Source organism: Rhizobium sp. USDA 3886, from assembly GCF_056279785.1.
Genome location: NZ_JBWCDC010000002.1, coordinates 480,545 through 497,829, shown reverse-complemented (window position 1 = coordinate 497,829; position 17,285 = coordinate 480,545). Strand labels below are relative to the sequence as shown.

Below are 17,285 nucleotides of genomic sequence, written 5' to 3'. Positions count from 1 at the left end.
CGCTCAGACCAGCCCGTGGTCCTTAGCGATCGCTACGAGTTGCGGAACGGTCGCTGCTTCTAGCTTTCGACGCGCGCTGTCGAGATAGTGCTGCACTGTTCTCGGGTTGATTCCCGTGAGCACGGCAGTCTCCGGGGCATTTTTGCCCTTTGCTGCCCACATGAGGCACATCGCTTCCCTTGGTGAAAGTAACCGCTTAGGGGCGACAATTGTCGCCGCAGCTATGATCTTCAGCCGATAATGGATCGTCAGGACTGCGCGCATCGCTTTCTGCGGATCCTGCAATTTTGAAATTTCAACCTTCTTCTCCGACGAGGCAAAGGTCAGCATCATCGTGGAGCCGAAACTTCCTTCGACGGGAATTGTCACCCCGCTGCGAATGCCGTGTTCGATCGCTTGGTCTCGAAAGCGCTTGAGCTCGGAGGTTCCACGGGCTTTCCAATCATCAGCCGTCCAGGAAAACACCTCCATGCGACGCTTGGCTTCCGTGACCACTGGGTCGATGCGGGAATATTGGCTGCCGAGGTAAATGTCCTGCCAATCATCGGGATAGGAGTTGAAGGTACAGATCGCTGCGCCTTCGGTTTGCAAATACGCGAAACGCTCAAAACCAGAAGAGTTCGCAAAGCTTTTCAGGGCGCTTTTGATCATACGTTCATCGTGCGCGGCTTCTGCCATGTCGATGAGAGAGCGAAGGTATCCGTCCACTGACTTTCTCCTATCTTCTTTCGCAGTTGCGAGCCCTCCCAATCCGCGGCACTTTCGCGCGCCGCTTATTTATGTGATGTGACGTCCGGCAAGATGGAGCCAGTGAGGCTTCGAGTCATGACCCATGATACCGCTCTTCCCGAGGCTTACCCAGAGTGTTGCACGATAGATCGACGCACGTCTACATGGCATTCAATTTCTCTGAATAAAAAGATAGCCGGAGAAAGATCTGCGCCGCCACCTCATCGTGGCCGCATAGCAGGGACTAACCAAACGCGACGAAATAGCGCCAATCTGAGACTCGTAACCGAGCTATCGGCCGCTATAGGAACCCGGGAAAATAATATCCTGATCGACTAGGACGTTGAACTTGTAGCCTGGCCTGATACGGATCGTCGGCTGCACGTTCAGATTCTTCGAAATCGTTTGTTCCGCGACGCGACCGAAGCTTTCCGCAAAATTCCGCCTCGCGGCATCCGAGGCCGTATCCTGCGTCGCAAGCGTCGAACTTTCGGGCAACGACATATCGATCCCCGTTCCGATAATCGCCACCAGGGCCGCTGAACCGAAGGTCCGCCAAAGATGTCGGTCGACCTTGTCCTTGAAGCCGCCATAGCCTTCGGCATCCGTGCCGGCCATCCCGCCGATCTGCAACGTCGAACCGTTCGGGAAAATGAGGTCTGTCCAGACGACGAGAACCCGTTCCTGGCCAAAGGACACCTTGGAATCGTAACGGCCGAGCAGCTTTGCGCCCTGCGGGATGAGCAGACGATACCCGGTGGCGCTGTCGTAGACGTTCTGGCTGATCTGCGCGGTAATGAGCCCCGGCAAGTCAGAAATGAGGCCGGTGATCAATGTGGCAGGGATGACCGAACCGCGCTTCAATTCGTAGGGCGACATCTGCGGTACGACCTGGTTCGGCAGGTAGCCAAGGTCCTTGACGTCCTGATTGAAGAAATCCTCCTTCGATGTCTGGGCGTTCGGATCGACATTCTCACCCATCAAGCCGGATTTCATCGCGGCAGCATAAAGGTCCGACGCATTGTTTATCGGGGCCTTTGTCGTCTGACGGCCCGTGCTCGTGGGATCTGAGGCCTTTTCGGCATCGGACGCGTCGACTTTCAGCGGCGAATCGAGCGCCGTGGCGCGGGCCTGGAGGCGGGCCATCCGCTGGCGCTGGGCCTCGCGGATATACTGCTCATCCTGCTCTCGCTTCAGGCGCGCTTTCCACTCCTCTTCGGATTCGAGCCTGGTCCGCTGCTCCTGCCCATCTGTGGGCCGGCGTTCAACGACCGGTTCTTGCCTCTCGACTTTCTGCTCAGTGACAGGCGTCGGCTGGAAAGCCTCGCGCTCAAGCGGATCCCCGATGATTCCATCCGATATACCGCGTTTGAGTTGGTCGCCAAAATTTGTCGCTGGGGTGTTGGACGCGCTTTCGATGTCGTTGCCACGGTTGAACGAGAGCCCGCGCCAAGACAGGCCAATCACGACGACACCGAAGAACAGCACGATGACGATGATGGCAACGATGATTGGCAGGCGATTGAGGCGGCGCATGCCATTCTGATCGTCGGCCTGGTTGGACGCGCCAAGCTGGAGCGATTGGACCATATTCGTCTCCGTCAGTTGCGCTGCATGACCGAAAGCGGACTAGCCGGCACAGCACCCGCCGCAGTCGTCGTATAAGCACGGCTAAGGGCGATCGAAGGCGTCGAAAGCCGCGCCAGCACCTGCCCGTCAAAACCATCAATTGCATAGGCAAGCTCGACCGGTTTGATGTCCTTGGCGACTTTGCCGTCCGTGATCACCGTGTAGCCCCACCCCTTCAGGGCCGCCTCGAGGGCTGTCGCGAACTCGGATATGTCCTTGTCCATCTTGATCGTCGTCGCAGTACCGGCCGGGCCGATCTGCTCGGCGAGCCGGCTTGCCATGTCGCCGGCAATGGCGCTTGCGGCCGGCCCGGTGACGGCTACAGGCGTTGAGCTGGTGGTCATTGCATCGTCAGAAGTTTGGCAACCGGTAAGCAATGCCGCGGCGATGACAAACGGGAGAAGCTTCCGCATCGTTCAACCTCCCCGCCGGATGGTGATCTTCTGTTGCCGCCAACCCACCCCGGAAACGAGGATCGCCTTGTCGACCGCATAGTCGACGATCATCATGTCGTTCTTCATACGGTAGTTGACGATGCGGTTTTGGCCGCCGGAGACGACGAACAGCACCGGCGCATCCTGACCGGAGATCGACTTCGAAAACTGGATGTAGGTCTTCACCCCGTCCGAATAGACCCGCTTCGGCTTCCACGATGCGCCGCCGCTGATCGAATAGGAGAAGTTCAGCTTATCCGGCGCCGTGCCGGGAATGCCGCCGGTCTCGAGGCGGGCATTGATGTCGGCGAGCTTGGTCGATACGTCCTCCGGATATTCGAAACCCACGCGCGCCATGTACTGGCTCGGATGGGACTTGAGCTGGATATGATAGGTTCGCCGGGAGGTCGTGACGACCATCGAGGTGAGAAGGCCCGGTTCGGACGGCTTGACGATCAGATGTATCGCCTGCCCACCTGCCGCCCCGGAGGAAGCAGGCTCCACCTTCCAGCGCACGGTGTCACCGACGAGGACATCGCGAACAACCTCGCCGCCCTGCAACTCAATATCGCAAACCTGCAGCGGCGAACAGACGACGGAGGGCTGCGTTTCGCCGAACAGGAAAATGACCTTCCCATCCGGCCCTTTCGTGACGAGACCCGGCGTGCCGCGCCATTTGCCCGAAAGGTTTGTGCCCTTCACCTCGTTCGTCGTCATGCTCTGCGCCTGCGCGCCGACCACAAAGACGAGGCCGGCCATGCAGCCGATCGCTGCGAATAATCCTGTTCTTTGCATGTGAGTACCCCTGCCCCTAAAGCTGCGCCGTCCAGTCGAAATCCCGGACGTAGAGGCCGATTGGATTGAGGCGGATGATCGCCTCGTCCTGCGGCGTGGTCAGCGTCACCGTCGCGATCCCGCGGAACCGGCGCGTCCCCGTTTCCTTGCCTTTCCGATCCCTCTCGTACTCGGTCCAGTCGATCTGGTAGGTCTCGTTCGACAGCGCCACGATGTTGTTGACCTCGATGGCGACCGTCGATGTCTTCGCCTTCTCGAATGGCGAATTGCCGCGGAACCAGGCGTTGATCTTCTGGGTCGACGGATCTGAGGTTCGCAGCAGCGCGTAGGTCCGGTCGATATATTGCTTCTGCACGACGGCATCCGGCGTGATCGAACGGAAGCTGGTGACGAAGTTGCCGAGCGTCGCGCGCACCACGCGGGCATCCGCATATTCGATCTGCTCGGGAAAGCCGGCCGTGACCGCGGTTCCGAGCTTGTCGACCTCGACAACATAGGGCACCAGCTTGACCTGGGTGCTGAGATACATCGCATAGCCGAAGCCGATGACCGCCATGGTCAGCCCAAGGATGCCGACGATGCGCCATGCGGCCGCAGCCTGAACATGGGAGCCATAACGTTCGGACCATTCCTGGCGGGCGGCAAGATACGGATTTTCTGGGGCGCGGTTCGCGGCCATTTATACTTCCCTTGTCTCGATTATGGTTTGTCGTTGCGTTCGGGATGAGGCTTCGGTCCGCTATGACCGCTCCGCTGTTCATCGAGCTTGGCGTTCGCCAGACCGAGGATTGAACCCGCATAGGCGCCGGGAGACCCGATCGCCTTATCCTTTGCGGCCGATCCCGTCGCTTGCGCGCCTGAACTGACGCCCGCACCGATGCCACGAAGAGCGGCACCTGCGACCGAGGAACCCGCGGCGCGGGCGGCTTGAGCCGCTGCAAAGCCCGCGCCGGCGGCGCCAGCGGCAAGGAAGCCCGCCCCGGCTGCGAAAGACGCCGCTTGCCCGCCGTGGCGGATCGCTTCCATTCCGCCGGAAACCGATGCGCCCTGGACAACGCCCTGCATGATGCTCGGGACATACATGGCGATGATGAAGACAACGACGGCGATACCTGCGATTGCAAGTGCGGTTTGAAACTGGTCGCCGATATCGGGCTGGTTGGCGAGGCCAATCAGCACTTCGGAGCCGATGCGCGAGATCATGACGAGCGCCATGAGCTTCATCCCGACCGAGAAAGCGTAGATCAGATACCGGACTGCGAAATCCTTGGTGTAGGACGAACCGCCGAGGCCGAGCATAATCATGCCGGCGAGGAGCCCGATATACATTTCGACCATCACGGAGACGAAGATCGCGGCAACCAGCGAAAAGGCGATGACGGTGACGACCATCGCAAACGCTGCCGAGATTGCCAGTGCGTTATCCTCGAAGAGGCCGAACTGAACCCTTTCCGACATCTTGGTTGCTACAGCCAATCCGGCATTGAAGACATCAGCGGGTGAGGCTGTGCCGCCATCTGCGCCCAGCTGGAAGAGGCTGTCGACGACCGCCTTGGCGAAGGTCGGACCCTGCGCCAGAACGAAGGCGAAGAAGCCAACGAACATGATCCGCCGCACAAGTTCGGCGAACCAGCTGTCAAGAGAAGCAGCCTGGAGTGCCAGCCAGACTGCCGCGATACCGATTTCGATCGTTGCCAGGATCCAGAAGAGAGACTTGGCGGCGTCCATGACAGTGGTTTCCCACCCTTTTGCCGCAGTAGTAACCTGGTTCTGAAGCGCCGTCAGGACGGAGCCTTCCTGTGCAAGTGCTGGCTGAGCCGCCGCCGTGACGATGACGGCGAGCAGCATTGCGGCGCGCAATTGCCGAAGCGACATTGTGTTCCTCACCATTCTGGCTTCAACTTCTTCCCACCGGATGTCGGGAACTCCTTGGTCGCACCAAAGAACTCTTCCCGCCGTTCCTGGGCGGCTTGCTTTTCGGAAATGAGGAACCACACGCCTGCGGCTCCAACCGCGAATATTGCGGCAATGGCAATCAGGATGGCTTTCGTTCTCACCACTCTATCCCCATCTTCTGGCCTCCGGACGTGGAGGGGGCGATGGCGTTGAAGAACTTTTCCCGTCGCGCTTGCGCCAGGTCCTTGTCGGTCTGTTCGGTCTGGAGCCAAGTTCCCATCATCGTTATTTGCTGGGAAACGAGACCGCGCAGCTTCTGCATCTGCGCAACTTGCTGAGCCGCGATTTCGTGTCCGACCTGCAGGGCCTTCATCTGGCCGTCAGCCGTCTCGGACATCGACCGCAACGAGAACATCGTATCCTCTTCGCTATCGAGCTGGTCGGCCGTGAGGCTCGCCGCCTTCAGCGTGCCGGCGATCGTGTCGCGGTTCGTGTCCGACCAGGTTTGGTATGTCGAGGAGAAGCTCTCGGCATTCGGAAGATTGCTTTTGAGGTCGGCATAACTCTTGAACCTCTGCTGGAGCACGTCGTCCGCGTTCCCCATCGAAAACGAAATGCTCTGGCCCTGATCTACGATGCTTCGGAGTTGATTGAGGTCGCTTTCGACCTGTCCCCAGACGTGGCTCGGAAGCTGCGCAGTATTCTGCAGCATGTTCTCGTAGATCTTCAGCTGGTTCTGGATCTGCTCGGCGAGCTGGTTGATCTGCGTGATCTGGTTCTGGATCTGCTCACCGGACTTTCCGACTAGCGAAATCAGCTCGCCGTTGTTGAGAACTTGCGTCCATTCAGTTGCAGCACCCGCGGCCGTGCCGGCATGGGTCGGTGCCACGGCGCCCATCGTCAGAGCGACGGCCGCCAGGCCGGCGGACCATTTATTCGAAGTTGAGCAGCGATGCGGCATCGTGGACTCCTCTCGTCTGTAGCCAATGGATCGGCCAGTCGAAGCCATGTTCGGATCTGAGCGCGCGGATCCTCTTGAGATCATCCTTGCCGGACGCGCCGACGAAGCTGAGTGCTGCGGGGCCGAGTGACATGTCGAAGAGACGCCGGCCTTCGGGCGTGGCGACGTAGTATTCGCGCTTGGGGATCGAGTTGGAGACGATCTCGATCTGACGTTCGTTGAAACCGATCCGCTCGTAGAATTCCCGCGTCCCTGGCTCACGGGCGGCGACGTTTGGAAGGCAAATCTTGGTTGGGCAGGATTCCTTCAGTACGTCGATAATCCCGGACCGTTCGGCATCCGAGATCGACTGGGTGGCGAGGACGACTGCGCAATTCGCCTTGCGCAGTACCTTCAACCATTCTCGAATCTTGCTGCGAAAGACAGGATGGCCGAGCATCAGCCAGGCCTCGTCGAGGACGATCAGGCTCGGTGACCCATCCAGACGCTTCTCGATTCGGCGGAACAGGTAGGTCAGCACTGGCACGAGATTGCGCTCACCCATGTTCATGAGCTGCTCAATCTCGAACGTCTGGAAGGCACCAAGCGACAGGCCATCCTCCTCTGCGTCGAGCAGCAGCCCCATCGGCCCATCGACGGTATAGTGATGGAGCGCATCCTTGATCTCGCGCATCTGCACGCCGCTCACGAAATCCGAAAGCGAGCGACCGGCCGCGCTGGCCATCAGGCCAACCTGACGGGAGATTGCGTTGCGATGGTCGGGCGTGATGGTGACACCCTGCAGGCCGACCAGCATCTCGATCCATTCCGTCGCCCAGGCCCGATCAGCGTCGCTTTTAAGGTCGGACAAAGGGCAGAAGGCCAGCGCCTTCCCCTCTCCCGCGTTGTCGCCGCCGATCTCATAGTGATCACCGCCCGCGGCAAGCGTCAGTGGCAGAAGCGAGCTTCCCTTGTCGAACGCAAAGATCTGCGCGCTTTCGTATCGGCGAAACTGTGCAGCGATCAGCGCCAGGAGTGTCGACTTGCCGGAACCGGTCGGACCGAAGATCAGCGTGTGGCCGACATCATCGACATGCAGGTTGAGCCGGAACGGTGTCGAGCCGCTCGCAACCTGCATCAGCGGCGGCGAGTTCGGTGGGTAGAACGGGCATGGCGCGACGGTGTTTCCCGACCAGACCGAGTTGAGTGGGATCAGATCGGCGAGATTGCTGGTGTTGATCAGTGGCTCGCGAATGTTGCAATACCAGTTGCCCGGCAGACTGCCGAGAAAGGCGTCGGTGGCGTTGAGCGTTTCGATCCGCGCCCCAAAGCCCTCTGCCTGGATCAGCCGGCGGATTGCCTCCGCCTTCTCCTGCAGCGCTTCGCGATCGTGATCAAACAGCACGACGACCGGCGTGTAATAGCCATAGGCAACCAGCTGCGACGAAGCCTGCGCAATAGCATCCTCGGTCTCGGTCACCATCGTCATCGCGTCTTGGTCAAACGATCTGCTCTGCGTCTGAAACAGCTGGTCGAAGAATGGCCGGACCTTCTGTTGCCATTTCTTGCGGGTGCGTTCGAGCTTCTGTCGCGCTACCTCGGCATCGAGAAAGATGAAGCGCGATGACCACCGATAGGTGAGCGGCATCAGGTCAAGGCTGTTCAGAATGCCCGGCCAGCTTTCGGCCGGGAGGCCGTCGATCGCCACCACACCAAGGAACCGGCTCTCGATCTTCGGCGTCAGTCCGTGCTCAAGCTCGGCAGTCGCGATCCAATCGAGATACATGGGAACATCCGGAAGCCGGATCGGATGGCTCTCGCCGGTGATGCAGAAGCGGACGAACTGAAGCAGCTCGTCATAGCGGGCAATCCGCTCCCCTCCCCTCTCGACGGTTTCGCGGGTTTCCATTCGCCGGACCGATAGCGTGTTCGCAAAATACTGCTCGATCTCTCGGACGGCGTTCTTAAAAATGAAGAGCACCGTGTCCGCATAGGACTTCTTGCGGCTTTCCTCGTCCGAGTAGATATATTTGCTGAGCGCGGTCGTTTTGGACTCGAGCGGCCGGTAGGTCAGGATCAGTGCGTGCTTGCTCTCGAAATGTCCCTGTTCGCGTGCGAAATGCGCCCGGCGCTCGGCATCGATCGCGCGGGTGACCGGGTCGGGAAAATGGCAACGGTCTTCTGAGGGATAGTCGACCGTCGGAATGCGGATGGCCTCAACCTGGATCATCCAGCCGCTTCCAAGTCGCGACAGGATCGCATTGATCTGCCTCGACAGCTCATTGCGTTCGAGGTCAGTCGCACTTTCGGAATCCGGGCCGGCAAAGTACCAGCCGGCCATCAGGCTTCCATCCTTCAACAGGAGGACACCATTGTCGACGAGGCCGGCGTATGGAACGAGATCGGCGAAGGATGGGCCCGTGGCCCGGAAGCGTTTGAGAGCTACCACGGCCGTCTCCTCAGTACCGCCGCCACGGCGAGGTGGTCGCCTTATAGGTCGGCTTGTAGGAAATGTGCCGCACGTAGACCTGCCGCATGAGCGGATCGGACTTCGCCATCATCCTGAGCGCCCCGACGATCACGATCCAGACAGCAACACCGAAGAGCGCTGAATAGACCGTGAGCACCACGAAGATCAGGATTACGGCCGCAAGACCGGTGATCAGCACCAGCTCCCGGTCGGCGCCCATCAGGAGATTCGGGCGGGACAGAGCGCGGTGGATGCGGTTGCATCGCAGGCCGGATAGGGAGTCAGCCATGAGCCCCCTCCCCTTCTCCGTTCGAACCGATCGACGTGAGCTGCTCGTCCGTCAGACCGATCGACGCGCCGGTTGCGCCGAACAGGCCGACTATGGTGGTGGCGCCAAGCAGGATGCCGGCGACGAGAACGACGTAGACAAGTCGCCGTGCGAAGTCGTTCAGTTCCCCGCCAAAGATCAGCATCCCACCGGCAATGGCGACGGCCGCAAGCGCGATGTAACCGGCAACCGGGCCAGTGATCGATTCCTGAATTTGCTCGAGCGGTCCCTCCCACGGAAGGCTGCCGCCGGAACTGGCCATCGCCGGCGCAACAGATGCGAAAAGGCTCGGCACTGCACTGAGTGCGATGGCGATGAGTGCATATTCACGCGACATGGCGCGCCTCCTGTTCTTCCGTGAGCTGGTCGGACTCGATCTCGTACTGGCCGCCCGCGAACCGCTCGACGTGGATCACATCTCGAACACGCCGCCCGCGCTGCGTCCGCTCGATCGAGATGACCAGGTCGACGGCCTCCCCGATCACCTCATGCATCGGTTGCTGGCTCGCTTCGGCGGTCAGTTGTTCGAGGCGACGCAGCGCCGACATGGCGGTGTTCGAGTGGATGGTCGCCACCCCGCCCGGATGGCCGGTGTTCCAGGCCTTGAGCAATGTAAGGGCGGCGCCGTCGCGGACTTCACCAACGACGATCCGATCGGGACGCAACCGCATGGTGCTCTTGAGAAGCCGCGCCATGTCGATCGTATCGCTGGTGTGCAGGAGAACGGCGTTCTCTGCCGCGCACTGAATTTCCGCGGTGTCTTCAAGAATAACGAGGCGATCCTCCGGCGTCGATTTGACGATCTCGGCGATGACGGCGTTCGCAAGCGTCGTCTTGCCCGAACCGGTCCCCCCGGAAATGATGATGTTGAGCCTGGAGGAAATTGCGCTGCGGATCGTCGAGGCCTGAGATTCGGTCATCACGTCTGCACGGACATAGTCCCCGAGCGGAATGAGGCGGGAGGCGCGGCGCCGAATGGTAAAGGCAGGTCTGGCGACGACGGGAGGCAACAGACCCTCGAAGCGGTGGCCGCCGATTGGCAACTCGCCGGAGACGATCGGCTGTTCCGTGTCGACCTCGGACTGGAGCGCATGCGCCACGGTTCCGATCACCATTTCTGCAGTAGCAGAGGACATTTCTCCGGCGGGCGCGATGCCGTGGCCGAGCCGTTCGATGAACAGCTTCCCGTCCGGATTGAGCATGATTTCGACGACATTCGCGTCGTCCAGAGCAACGCAGAGCTGATCGCCGAGCGCCTCCTGAAGTTTGCGGACAAGCCGGGGATGAGAGCGAAGCTGGTTCACGGGTTTCTCCTTACGCTGCCTAGCTGATAGGGAAGAGTTCAGAACGGTAGTTGGAAGGGCGGAGCCTTTGGAATGCGTCCGCATTCGCGGGCAGCGTGCCCGCTACGGCCATCGTCACGCCGATCTTCCTGGGCTCGCCCAAACGATGCAGCGGCCACCCAACGCGAGCTAGAATCCGCTCGAACCGGAGATCGGTGACCGTGACAATCTCGGTGTAGCCATTCGCCATGCACCATTCGATGATGCCGGCGAACATGGTCAGCGTCGCCTCATGGACTGAGCCGCCTCCCCTTCCATCCACGAGGCTTGTATCAACGCAGAAGCGTGAACTCTCGATCATGAAACAATGGGCCTTCAATCCCTCCTTCGGGAGAAGCGAGGAGAAGACGTCCGACACCATGGTTGGGCCAAGTGCTGGAAGGAGCCTGGCGCATCCTACCACCTGGTCGCTGTCCGACACGGCAATGATGTAAGTTGGCTGAAGTGCATCGAACGCGTCTTCTTCCCGGCCGTCGAATACATCGACTTCCCAACCGAGCCGATCGGAAAATACCTGAGCTCGAAGTTTGTGATGTGCTTCGAGAAGTTGTGGTTCCGGTATGCCCTGTCGTGCCGAAATCGCGACTACCCGCATGTTTTTCTCCGTCGTTTAGGTCTGCGGGAAATGAGCACGGATCAGAATCGCTGGGCAGTTGTAGAATCCGACAAGGTAGCTGGAGGTGAATCGGGCGCTGCGATGTGGAAGGGATTACTGAGGTCGCCCGATGGCTAGCTTGGATTTGTAGGATTCACAGGAGAACAATTCGGGATCTAGAAGCCGGGTGTGTTTGGCTAACCCTCAGAGTGGTAATACAAAAAGCCGAAAAGCCACTTGTGGGTTCGCTCAGGAATTTGGGTTTCGTTAACCTTTTGTTAACCCTAAACTTCTGGACCGGTCGAGAGAATCGTGTTCTATCTTTGGCGGGCAATGGCCGGTAAACCGGCACGAAGCCGCCAAGAGGGAAAGATGGCGATAGCACAACGGGTAGAATCGGTGGTTGCTTCCAAGGAAGATGCTGGCAGCAAGATCACGCGCCATGCGGGCCTCCTGTCTCAACAATTGCAGCAACTTCGAATGCGCATGTATCCGCCGAAGTCGGAAAAGACGTTGCGGCAGTTCCTTACTAACGAAGTATCCAAGTTGACGTCGATACCAGATTCGACCTTGAAACTGATGTCCAGCGAAGGGCGCGGTCCGAGCCCGAGCAGGCTCGAAAACAATCATCGCGTCTATACGCTTCCACAGATCAATGAGTTGCGTGAACTCTTTGCAAAACAGAAGCCAGCTGATTCACTGCGCTTCCTTCCCCGCCGGCGGGAGGGAGAGCATCTGCAGGTCATAGCAATCGCGAACTTCAAGGGTGGGAGCGCCAAGACGACCACCTGTGTTCATCTTGCGCATTATCTTGCTCTTCATGGCTATCGGGTTCTCGCCCTTGACCTTGATCCGCAAGCTTCCCTTTCGGCCTTGTTTGGCGCTCAGCCTGAAGTCGATGTGGGAGCGAACGAGACGATCTACGCAGCCCTGAGGTACGACGAAAGCGCTCGGCGCCCAATACGCGACATTATCAGGAAGACCTACTTCGACGGTGTCGATCTCATCCCCGGCAATCTTGAGGTCATGGAGTATGAGCACGAGACACCTCGTGTTCTGGCGAACAAATCGAGTTCTGGGGCAATCTTCTTCGAGCGGCTCAAACTCGCTCTCGCTGAAGTCGAGGCGGACTACGATGTTGTCATCCTGGATACGCCCCCGTCGCTTGGGTTCCTGACCCTGAGTGCGATCTACGCTGCGACGAGCATGATTATCACGGTCCATCCAGCGATGCTGGACGTGGCCTCAATGAGCCAGTTTCTTCTCATGATGGGAGACCTGATCAGTGTTCTCAACGAAAGCGGAGCTCAGCTCGATCAGGACTTCATTCGTTATCTGATTACGCGACATGATCCGAATGACGCACCCCAGTCGCAGGTGGTTGCCATGATGCGCCACCTCTTCGGAACAGACGTGTTGCTTCCGACGGCAATCGAGAGCACCGCGGTCGAAGCCGCCGGGCTGGCCAAGCGATCGATCTATGAACTCGAAATGGGACAGATCGGACGTGATACCCACAAGCGAGCACGAGAGGCAGTCGACGCCGTGAACGAGGCCATTGTTCGCCTGATCAACACGAGCTGGGGGCGTGAATGAGCAAATCCCCCCGCAAATCTATTGTCGCAAGCTTCGGACTGCTTTCCGCGGAGCTGGAAAGTGATCAGGCCGCGGATCAGCAGCAGCCGTCAGTGTCCCCTGCGCCTTCTGCTGTCAATCGCGTCGGAGCTGGCGTGATCGGAGCGGCCCATCGAGCCATCGATGACATCCGGACGGAGCGAGATCGTTTGAAGGCTCTCCTTGAGGCGGGAGGCGGTTCGGTTCGAGATGTGGACCCATTGCTTATTGACCCCTCCCCCTACCCGGACAGGCTGCCTGACGACGACGCAGGCGACTTCGAGGCGTTCAAACGTTCGATCGAGACCGATGGACAGAAGGTGCCCATTCAGATCCGGAAACATCCGTTATCACCTGGCCGCTACCAGGTGGTCTATGGCCATCGGCGCTGGCTTGCTGCCATGCAACTTGGCCTGCCCGTCCGCGCGATCGAGGTCGAGATTTCCGATGTCGATCTTGTTGTCGCGCAGGGTATCGAAAATGCCAGCCGTCAGGACCTGACATGGATCGAGCGCGCCTTGTTTGCTTTCCGCATGGATGAAGCCGGAATCAAACCGCGGGATATCTACGCAGCGCTTTCTATCGAGGACGCGGAACTGGCTCGGATGCGAAGCGTCTATCGATCCGTCCCTGCTGATGTAATTGAAGCCATCGGACGGGCGCCAAAGATTGGGCGTCCACGCTGGCTTGATTTGGCCAAGACGGTTGCGGGCGACTCAGGAATGCTTGATGCCCTACGGGCGGCGCTGGTTAAGAAGGGGGATGCGGCTGAGACCTCCGATCAAAGATTTCAGCGTGTGTTGAACGCCATCAAGCCAGAATCGACCGGTCGCCGGGAGCCAAGCCCGATTACTGACAAGGGCGGGACTAAGCTCGGCGCCTTGCTGATGTCCTCGAAAGAGGTTCGAATTTCGGCCGAGGGTTCACTCGGGATCGAGTTTTTGAAGTTTGTTGAGGCGGAGATCCCAGCGCTTACGGAGCGCTTTGCCCGCCTAAGACACGAAAAACCCTGACAGCTGTCAGAGTTTTAGAGGCCAAGAAAGGAAACGCTGCAAAAGAAAAAGGCCCCCTAAACGTTGCCGTCGTGGAAGCCTCTCTCTCTGTGTGACAACTAGAGAATCGCATTTCCCCGAATCCCAGTCAAGAGTCTTTGGCACCGTAATTTGGTGAGCAGGTTTCTTTTGCCTCTTTGAAGGTGAAGAAAATGCAGATTGGAAGTGTGACGACGCCGTTCGGGCGGCGGCCGATGACGCTTGCCTTGGTGAGGCGGCAAATTGAGACGAGCGAGATCAAGCCAGGCAAGTCGGCCGACAAATGGAAGGTCTTTAGGGACGCCTCCGAAGCGAGGGAGTTGCTTGGATTGCAGGACCGCAGCCTAGCCGTCCTCGACGCACTCTTGAGCTTTTATCCAGACAACGAATTGCGCCAAGATGCGCAACTCATTGTTTTCCCATCCAACGCGCAATTGACACTTCGGGCGCACGGTATCGCCGGCGCTACGCTTAGGAGACATCTGGCTCTTCTCGTTGAGGCCGGACTTATCGTTCGTAAAGACAGCGCGAATGGGAAGCGCTACGCTCGGAAGGACAAGGCGGGTGCGATCGATAACGCATTCGGCTTTGATCTGTCACCGTTACTCATGAGAGCCGAGCAGCTCGCCATGATGGCGCAACAGGTCGTTGCCGATCGTTTAGGGCTCCGGCGGGCGAAGGAAAATTTGACAATTTGCCGCCGCGACGTCCGAAAGCTCATTTCGGCCGCGATCGAGGAAGGCGCCTCAGGGGACTGGGAGAACATCGAAGCGATCTACATCGGCCTCGTGAGCAGGATTCCGCGCTCTCCGACGCTCAGCGACGTGAATTCAATCCTGGACGAGATGGAACTCCTGCAGGGGGAGATCATCAACGTTCTGGAAATGCAGCAAAAAGACGAAAATACTAGCACCAATGATGCTCACAATGAGCGTCACATACAGATTTCAAAAACCGAATCCACCTATGAATTTGAACCTAGCTCTGAAGATGAGCAGGGCGCGAAGTCGGTGGATGATGATCGGCCGAAGCGGGAGCCGATCCGTAATTTTCCGCTTGGCATGGTGCTGCGAGCCTGCGCAGGCATCTCGATGTATGGGCCGAGCGGGGCCATCGGCAGTTGGCGCGACATGATGGCCGCCGGGATCGTCGTGCGGTCGATGCTGGGCGTCAGCCCGTCGGCCTATCAGGAGGCCTGCGAGGTGATGGGGCCGGAAAATGCTGCGACAGCGATCGCCTGCATCCTTGAGCGGAGTGGACATATCAATTCGCCGGGAGGCTATCTGCGAGACCTCACGCGCAAGGCGGAGCGGGGCGAATTTTCACTCGGACCGATGCTGATGGCGCTCCTGAGGGCGGCCAACGATAGCGGGCTCAAGGTAGGATAAAATGATGGTGAGAAAGCATCAGCATAAAAACCCTGACAGCTGTCAGGGTTTCGTGGGCGGAACCGGATTGCAGAGCTGATTCCCGATCGTGACGTGAAATGGTCCGAACGGCCTTCAAGAAGGGGGAAATGAACTATGAGGTATCGGCTACGGAGGAGGGTGCCTCGACGGGATCCGGAGTATGTGTGAAGTGCATTTTAAGGCTCTGTTTAACTGAATATTTTGCGGCGTTCGGGCAAAGGTATTGCACAATGGAGATTAGATCTTGCTGCTCAGCCCCTTTTTCCAATCGAATTGGAGAACCCGTACGCTACACGCCACCGCGAAGCGATATCCAAATACCTTAGCACCTTCCGTCGAGATCCTTCGAAATTACTGCGCGAATAGCCTTCCGTCCCTCGTGAGCGACCCATACGAGGGTTGGATCGATCAGTTTGAAGCACTCGGCTACGACCTCGCAAAATTTGTCCCTCAAGATCGGTCGGGCTACTATTATCTAACGTTTCTCGAAGCCCAATCAGGCTTCGCCACCCAGGATTGCCTGTTGCCGTGCCATGAAGATGGCTTGACCGCCCTATTGAAGAGACGAGTCATCGACGCGGTAGCCAAGCTCAACGTAATGTACTCTTCGCAGGCCGAGGCCTCTGGGCACCCGACGCTATATATCGCCGATCTCAACGTACGAGGTCGCGAGCGTCGGACGGGCGGAGATATTGCGTTCGTATTCGACGTTGGAAGCCAATATGTCTGTCATTGCTTTCAAGCGAAACGAACGAATATTGCCTGTAACGATCCCGTAGACATCAGGAGAGGTGAGGACCGTGATCATGATGGCGGGGATCAGCTCCGACGTCTTTCTCGCCTCGCCGAAGTTGGGGTTCTCAGCTCCTATCTTTTCTACAACAATGACTTCGAGGATCGTACAGAGGAACCGTCGGCGCCGATCGCAAAGTGCATCGCCCATCTTCTTGTCAATGAAGAAGCCGCTCTCGATGTATATCTCAATACCGATTGCTGCGACATGGCGTCATATATTCTTCGATCGGTCGGCGGTGACCTCCCCGAAGCCAATCTGCTGGATTATCGCGACCTCGGAGCTGTCATTGATGCGCTGGTTCGCGAAGATGTCACGCACATCGTGGCTGTCGGGAATGACAGTAGATCCTTTGATCTGGTCTGCGCTTTGGCCAACGATCGCGGGCTCGTGCAACGCCCGATCGCATCCTTGAGAACCGGAGAAATCGATTTTCAAGCCGTTGCAAACGCCGCGCAGATTAACTGGGATATCGGAATGGCAGACGCGGATAACGTGGCCACCTTGAAATTCAGGTAGGTTGGCGGCTCTCGATGGAGCCCGCGGTCGCTGTTGATGTTCAACTCACTCATCAGCGCATCGTACTGACGTGCCCCGTGCGCTCCCGTGAACCACATCGTCACGGCATCAAAAGGCGCGAGCGCAACAATCCAATCTTCAAACTCAGGGTCTGCGCGCAGCATATCGGCTTGGATGAGAACAACAGGGGCGATTGGCGGCAATCGACCGGGAACAGGTTCTAGCTCGTATGCGCGAGCGCCCAATTTTTCGCTGAAGTCGCGGAAGAGGGGCTACAGCGCCTAGCAGTTCGGCTGCAGCTGAGAGACACGCAGGATTCTCATCAATTCCGATGAGAAAGGTGGATCCCTTTCTCGAGAGAGCTTTCAGCGCCGCGAGACCTTGGCCCCGACCGCAGCCAACATCGACTACACGACCGACTTGGCCGAAGCTTGCAAGATGTTGAGCGATCAACCCGTAAAGCCCCTGCTCTTCCAACGCAGAGCGTATTCTTGATGCCCGATGGCCAAACGATCCTCGTCCGGGGCCTCCATGACGGGTTGATGGCACTCGCTGTAGGGCAAACTGCTATTGCACGGGCAGGGGTGATGCGGATCGGACGGTATTGTCACATGCTCGCCAAGGAACGGCTGAAACCACGGCGCGGTCTTGCAAGCAGATCAGCTGATTGCGCAACATTATTTAGTGTAACCGCTATCAAATTGCGACTGTCGAATGTCAGCCCGTTTCCCGGGTAGGCGGATACCGTATCGACGGGTAA

The 17,285-nt window shown here is 58.6% G+C and carries 18 protein-coding genes; 4 read left to right on the top strand and 14 right to left on the bottom strand.

Translation table 11 applies throughout. The features are described from left to right. Positions 1-3: 3 nt before the first annotated feature. From ACZ9BX_RS22655 to traI, 13 genes are all read right to left on the bottom strand, one after another. Entirely contained in the window at positions 4-708 is a 705-nt protein-coding gene (locus ACZ9BX_RS22655) for an autoinducer binding domain-containing protein (RefSeq protein WP_027513369.1), read from the bottom strand. Between the two features lie 312 nt (positions 709-1,020). Continuing rightward, the gene (trbI, locus tag ACZ9BX_RS22650) at positions 1,021-2,319 is read right to left on the bottom strand and encodes an IncP-type conjugal transfer protein TrbI (RefSeq protein ID WP_087003583.1); all 1,299 of its coding nucleotides are present in this window, start codon (positions 2,317-2,319) and stop codon (positions 1,021-1,023) included. A gap of 11 nt (positions 2,320-2,330) precedes the next feature. Continuing rightward, positions 2,331-2,771, bottom strand: a complete 441-nt coding sequence (gene trbH, locus ACZ9BX_RS22645; RefSeq protein ID WP_027513371.1) for a conjugal transfer protein TrbH — start codon at positions 2,769-2,771, stop codon at positions 2,331-2,333. 3 nt (positions 2,772-2,774) lie between these two features. Further along, positions 2,775-3,587: a P-type conjugative transfer protein TrbG gene (gene trbG, locus ACZ9BX_RS22640; RefSeq protein ID WP_027513372.1), complete on the bottom strand. Its 813-nt coding sequence runs from the start codon at positions 3,585-3,587 to the stop codon at positions 2,775-2,777. Positions 3,588-3,603: 16 nt separating this feature from the next. Next, entirely contained in the window at positions 3,604-4,266 is a 663-nt protein-coding gene (locus tag ACZ9BX_RS22635) for a conjugal transfer protein TrbF (RefSeq protein WP_027513373.1), read from the bottom strand. 20 nt (positions 4,267-4,286) lie between these two features. Then, positions 4,287-5,435 carry a P-type conjugative transfer protein TrbL gene (trbL, locus tag ACZ9BX_RS22630; RefSeq protein WP_179213951.1) on the bottom strand — a complete coding sequence of 383 codons (1,149 nt, stop codon included), beginning with the start codon at positions 5,433-5,435 and terminating at the stop codon, positions 4,287-4,289. A gap of 35 nt (positions 5,436-5,470) precedes the next feature. After that, complete coding sequence (gene trbK, locus ACZ9BX_RS22625; protein ID WP_311319516.1) at positions 5,471-5,644, bottom strand: entry exclusion protein TrbK; 174 nt, start codon at positions 5,642-5,644, stop codon at positions 5,471-5,473. After that, the gene (gene trbJ / locus ACZ9BX_RS22620) at positions 5,641-6,444 is read right to left on the bottom strand and encodes a P-type conjugative transfer protein TrbJ (protein WP_027513376.1); all 804 of its coding nucleotides are present in this window, start codon (positions 6,442-6,444) and stop codon (positions 5,641-5,643) included. The genes trbK and trbJ overlap by 4 nt, the downstream gene beginning before the upstream one ends. Beyond that, entirely contained in the window at positions 6,416-8,872 is a 2,457-nt protein-coding gene (locus ACZ9BX_RS22615; RefSeq protein ID WP_132568426.1) for a conjugal transfer protein TrbE, read from the bottom strand. Before ACZ9BX_RS22615 ends, trbJ begins: the two co-directional genes overlap by 29 nt. Before the next feature lie 10 nt (positions 8,873-8,882). Further along, positions 8,883-9,182 (bottom strand): conjugal transfer protein TrbD, encoded by a 300-nt coding sequence (locus tag ACZ9BX_RS22610; RefSeq protein WP_027513378.1) that lies wholly within the window; start codon positions 9,180-9,182, stop codon positions 8,883-8,885. Continuing rightward, positions 9,175-9,558, bottom strand: a complete 384-nt coding sequence (locus ACZ9BX_RS22605; protein WP_027513379.1) for a TrbC/VirB2 family protein — start codon at positions 9,556-9,558, stop codon at positions 9,175-9,177. Before ACZ9BX_RS22605 ends, ACZ9BX_RS22610 begins: the two co-directional genes overlap by 8 nt. Beyond that, on the bottom strand, positions 9,548-10,525 hold the full coding sequence (trbB, locus tag ACZ9BX_RS22600) for a P-type conjugative transfer ATPase TrbB (protein ID WP_027513380.1): 978 nt from the start codon (positions 10,523-10,525) through the stop codon (positions 9,548-9,550). The genes ACZ9BX_RS22605 and trbB overlap by 11 nt, the downstream gene beginning before the upstream one ends. 19 nt (positions 10,526-10,544) lie before the next feature. Then, on the bottom strand, positions 10,545-11,159 hold the full coding sequence (gene traI / locus ACZ9BX_RS22595; protein WP_027513381.1) for an acyl-homoserine-lactone synthase: 615 nt from the start codon (positions 11,157-11,159) through the stop codon (positions 10,545-10,547). 333 nt (positions 11,160-11,492) lie between these two features. Between traI and repA the strand changes: the two genes are divergently transcribed. The 4 genes from repA (at position 11,493) to ACZ9BX_RS22575 (ending at position 16,525) form a co-directional block, all read left to right on the top strand. After that, a complete protein-coding gene (gene repA / locus ACZ9BX_RS22590; RefSeq protein WP_087003614.1) occupies positions 11,493-12,755 on the top strand; it encodes a plasmid partitioning protein RepA in 1,263 nt (420 codons plus the stop codon). Then, entirely contained in the window at positions 12,752-13,786 is a 1,035-nt protein-coding gene (gene repB / locus ACZ9BX_RS22585; protein ID WP_087003592.1) for a plasmid partitioning protein RepB, read from the top strand. The genes repA and repB overlap by 4 nt, the downstream gene beginning before the upstream one ends. Before the next feature lie 191 nt (positions 13,787-13,977). Further along, the gene (gene repC, locus ACZ9BX_RS22580; protein WP_087003595.1) at positions 13,978-15,192 is read left to right on the top strand and encodes a plasmid replication protein RepC; all 1,215 of its coding nucleotides are present in this window, start codon (positions 13,978-13,980) and stop codon (positions 15,190-15,192) included. 265 nt (positions 15,193-15,457) lie between these two features. Continuing rightward, on the top strand, positions 15,458-16,525 hold the full coding sequence (locus ACZ9BX_RS22575; protein WP_476220248.1) for a hypothetical protein: 1,068 nt from the start codon (positions 15,458-15,460) through the stop codon (positions 16,523-16,525). A gap of 449 nt (positions 16,526-16,974) precedes the next feature. On the opposite strand, the gene ACZ9BX_RS22570 is transcribed toward ACZ9BX_RS22575, so the two are convergent. Continuing rightward, on the bottom strand, positions 16,975-17,136 hold the full coding sequence (locus ACZ9BX_RS22570) for an SEC-C metal-binding domain-containing protein (protein WP_132568428.1): 162 nt from the start codon (positions 17,134-17,136) through the stop codon (positions 16,975-16,977). Between the last annotated feature and the right edge of the window lie 149 nt (positions 17,137-17,285).